General features: G+C 41.6%; 3 protein-coding genes. All 3 read left to right on the forward strand.

Going from position 1 to position 4,901, the window contains the following annotated elements:
- A partial coding sequence (locus AAG807_RS21015; RefSeq protein WP_341907456.1) for a T9SS type A sorting domain-containing protein occupies positions 1-204 on the forward strand: 204 nt, incomplete at its 5' end.
- A 43-nt stretch (positions 205-247) separates the two neighbouring features.
- Positions 248-1,291 (forward strand): PorV/PorQ family protein, encoded by a 1,044-nt coding sequence (locus tag AAG807_RS21020; protein ID WP_341908469.1) that lies wholly within the window; start codon positions 248-250, stop codon positions 1,289-1,291.
- Positions 1,292-1,550: 259 nt separating this feature from the next.
- Positions 1,551-4,901 (forward strand): T9SS C-terminal target domain-containing protein (locus AAG807_RS21025; protein WP_341908471.1); only part of this gene is annotated, 3,351 nt, incomplete at its 3' end.

Genomic DNA, 4,901 nt, shown 5'->3' on the forward strand with positions numbered 1-4,901 from the left:
ACAATCTACAACGTAAGTGGTAAAATGATTCGTCAGTTCAAGAAAGACAATCAGGTTACTTACATCGATTGGGATTTGAAGAACACGATTGGGGTTCCGATTGCAAGTGGTGTTTATTTGATCCATGTGGAAGTTCCTGGAGTTGGAGAGCGTATTGTGAAGTTCTTCGGAGGAATGCGCCAAGTCGATCTTGAAACAATTTAATTCATTCTGTTAAGCAAAACGTATGAAATCGATTAATAAAATAATGAAATATACAGCGATTGCTGGGGTAGTGATGAGCTACTCCAGTGTATTCGCTGGAAACGAAGATCGTGTTGGTTCTGCAGGTGCTACACAATTATTGGTGAATCCATGGGCTAGAAGTATTGGTATTGGAGATGCAGGTGTATCCCATGTCAATGGTTTGGAGGCTACATTCACGAATATTGCCGGGTTAGCTTTTACAGATAAGACGCAGATCAAGTTTAACCGTACAAACTGGATGGGGAGTGCTGGAATTGCTTTGAACTCAGCGGGTATCGCACAACGTATTACTCCTTCAACAGTGATTGCAGTTTCTGTTCAATCTATGAACTTTGGAGATATTGATAAAACATCAGTAGACTTACCGGAGCCAACTCAGGGAACTTTTTCTCCCCGTATGAATGTGTTTAACGTTGGTTTTGCACACAGCTTTTCATCGAGTATTTATGGAGGTGTAAACTTCAAAGTAATCTCTGAGAGTATTTCTAACTTGAAAGCGAATGGTATTGCATTTGATGCAGGTATTCGTTACGTTACGGGTGAGCAAGATCAAATAAAGTTTGGTATTGCCCTTAAAAACGTAGGACCGGTAATGAAATACAAAGGAGATGGATTATCAGACCAGGTTAATTACTTGGAAAGTGGTAATCTTGCAACTTTGGAGCAACGTTCCGCAACTTTCGAATTGCCTTCTTTATTGAATATTGGTGGGTCTTATGACTTTAACTTCAATGAAAAGAATAAATTGATTGTTGCTCTTGCATTTACTGCAAACTCTTTCCAGAAAGACCAATACCGTATCGGTTTGGATTATGGTTTGACAATTAGTAAAGCAGCGTTTAATCTTCGTGCAGGTTACGTCCTTGAGAAGGGTATTTTCAAAACAGAAAACCGTTCTAATGCACTAACTGGTTTTACTGCTGGTTTCTCTGCTGACGCTTTAGTTGGTAAAAAGAAATCTGCATTGGGATTGGAATATGCAATGAGAATGGCAGGTCAATTTGGAATCATCCATACATTTGGTGCTACAATCAGTATTAAATAATAAAGCTTTAGACTTTCTGAAATAGAAAGCATGAATAGTTTTGAAAGTCCCCCGAAATTTCGGGGGACTTTTTTTTGAATAACATTTTCGAAATCTCTCACTATTAGTCACTTTTAACCTTTATTTAGCCATCATTCACCAACCCTTTTTTAAAACCGAACGTTCTTATTTTTAATCCAAACAGGAAACTACCAACTCAAGATCAGTATACCGGGGACTGTCATTAGTAGGAAGCAAGTTTGATTCTAAAAAAGGAATTATGAAACGAATATTTAACTACTTATCGCTCTCGGTTATGATGTGTTTTGTTGGTCATGCCAGCGCTTACGATCACGATTTCGGGAAAGGGAAGTCGGCTGGGAATAAGCCGAAACCCACAGTAACAACAAAGGCTGCCAATTGTGCGCCTGCGAATTACCGTAAAACCATGTCCTTCAATGATGTTAGTTGTCAGTTAGAAACAGGGGGATTGTTATTCCTGGATCGCGCAAACGGACTGGCAACTTATACGGTTCCAAAGAAAAAAGGAAATGAAACGGTTGTTACAACTATTTACGCCGGAGCATTGTGGATGGGAGGCGTGGATACAAATGGCTTGCTAAAAATAGCTGCAGTTAAATTCCGTGAAGGGAATGACTTTTGGCCAGGACCTTTAAGTGTTGATTTGGGATCGGGAAACTATGATCCGTCTGTTGTCCAGGGAGATAATGCAAAACGCGATTATGGAGCAGCTACCATCGATCCGGATCAGTGTTTGTTATACGATAACATTTTTACGATTACAAAAGCCGGAGTTATACTATTTGTAACGTACAATGAATGTACAACAGGGGATTGTCCTCCTCCAACAAACGAGACGATGGCTCAGATCAATGCCTGGCCAGGTAACGGAGATATCGGTCGCGGACAAGACCAGTTCCTGGCCCCATTCTATGACAATGACAATGATATGTTTTATGAACCGGAGGATGGAGATTACCCTTGGTATGATGATATCTTAGGTCGCAATGACATTCAGTGTGGAAAAGACAGACGTGTGAGTTTATTTGGAGATGAGACTCACTGGTGGGTATTCAACGATAAAGGTAACATTCACACCGAATCACAAGGTGATCCGATTAGTATGGAAATCCATGCTCAGGCTTTTGCTTTTGCAACGGATGATGAGATCAATAAAATGACGTTCTATAACTACGAGTTGATCAATCGTGGGAATCAGACCTTGTATAACACTTATTTCTCACAATACATTGATGCGGATTTAGGAAACTACAATGATGATTACGCAGGATGTGATGTGACACGTGGATTGAGTTACATGTATAACGGGGATTTGAATGATGAACCGAACTCCGGACGACCAGGATTTGGTACAAACCCACCGGCAATCGGAGTTGATTTTTTCGAAGGTCCGTATCAGGATATTGATGGGATGGATAATCCGGGACCTGTTTTTGATTCAATTACGAAACAATGGGTAATCCCAACGGTTCAGGATGCTATTGCAAACAAAGGAATCGTTTACAAAGGATTGGGTATTGGTTACGGAGATACAATCAGTGATAATGAGCGTTATGGGATGCGTAATTTCACTATTTACACTGGTGGAGGAGCTGAAAATCAATCAGACCCGACATCATCTTCCCAGTTCTATAACTACATGCAGGGATTGTGGAGATTTGGAGACCAGTTGTATTATGGTGGTACAGGATTTCCTGGAGCGCCTTGCGTAACCAATATTCCTACTAATTACATGTTCCCCGCAAATTCAGATTCATTGGATTGGGGGACAGAAGGAGTTGACCCGGGATTTGATTGGTCGGAATTTGAGCCATGTGGATCAGGATCTACATCCAATCCATCAGGTGACCGTCGTTTCGTTCAGTCTGCAGGACCATTTACATTACGTCCTGGAGCGGTGAACAACATTACGGTTGGGATCGTTTATGCACGAAGTTACGAAGGACAAATTTTCTCTTCTGTAGATGCCTTGAAAACTGCGGATACAAAAGCGCAAGCATTGTTTGATAACTGTTTCCGAATTTTGGAGCCGCCAAATGCTCCGGTAATGACAATTCAGGAAATGGGGAATGAGCTGATCATCATGTTGGACAACCCTGTTAACTCGAATAACTACAAGGAAAAATACATCCAGGACGATATCGTTGGAATTGTTGATCCGAATGGAGCAGGTGATACTTTGCCGAATGGTGATCCAATCATCTTTGATAAAAACTATCGCTTTGAGGGATATCAGATTTATCAGTTGAAAAATCCGCAGGTTGGTGTAACAGATTTGGATGATCAGACTGTAGCTCGTTTGGTAGCACAATGTGACGTTAAAAATGGTGTGAAGCGTTTGATCAATTTTGAACGTGACGAAGAGTTGGATGGCTATTCTTTCCCGGTAGAGAAAGTGAAAGGGTCTGATTTAGGGATTAAGCATACGTTTAGGGTAACAGAAGATTTATTTGCGGCTGGAGATCGTAAGTTGGTGAACTTCAAGACTTATTATTACCTGGCAGTTGCTTATGGTTACAATAGCTATAAACCATATGACCCAAGTGATCCACAATTCCTCGATGGTCAGAAAAAACCGTATTTGCGTTCACGTATTAATGCAGATGGAACACCTTTGGAAGGGATTCCTGCGATTCCTCACAACATTTCACCGGAATTGGGTGGATCGATTGCAAACTCTGTTTACGGACAGACTCCACGAATCACACGATGGGATGGAACAGGAAACGGAGGAAGAGAATTGCAATTGACTGCCGCATCAGAGAATGCGATTGTTGCCAACGGATTCAAAGGTGAATTGGAATACGACTACAATGGCGGACCGATCAACGTGAAAGTGATTGACCCATTGAATGTGGTAGGAGGTTATTTTGAATGTAAATTCCACGATTATGTCGGACCATCCGGAAACGGAAATGCGGCAACAGAGATCAAAGGAATCGATACCGCCAGTTGGACAGTTTATCATTACGATGCAAAGGATGGGAATCTCATTGATGAAGTGACGTCCACCTCTACGATTAATCAGCGCAATGAACAGGTGATCATGGTTCCTAAGTGGGGAGTTTCGATCGAGATTGTTCAGGAGAAGTATTATTTTCCTGGTTCAATATCATCATCAGTTGGTTTATATACAGATCCTTTATCGTCGAGTATTTCGTACTCGGATTCTACCAAACAGTGGTTGAATTTCGTTGAGGATGATGCCTCGTTATCACCGAAGAACTGGATAAGAACAGGGACTTATAATCCGGATCAGGCAACGGAGTGTGATGTTTGGGCAGGTCCAGCTTATTTGAACCCTTGTAATTATAAAGACGAGGTTGGTCGTGATCCGAAAGAGAAGTACAACAAACTTCTTGGAGGAGGAATTGGTCCGCACAAACTGACAGGTTACCAGGCAGATTTCATGCCGTTGGCTTATCCGACAGCTTATGCACCTGCATTGGCACGTTTGAATGCATCGATTAAATACTTACCAAGTGTGGATATCGTAATCACATCCGACAAGTCCAAATGGACACGTTGTGTGGTAGTTGAACTAGGACGTGATGCGAACTTGAACCAAGGAAACGGACAACCTGGAAAA

It is taken from the genome of Fluviicola taffensis DSM 16823 (genome assembly GCF_943372375.1).
GTDB classification, from domain to species: domain Bacteria; phylum Bacteroidota; class Bacteroidia; order Flavobacteriales_D; family Crocinitomicaceae; genus Fluviicola; species Fluviicola taffensis_A.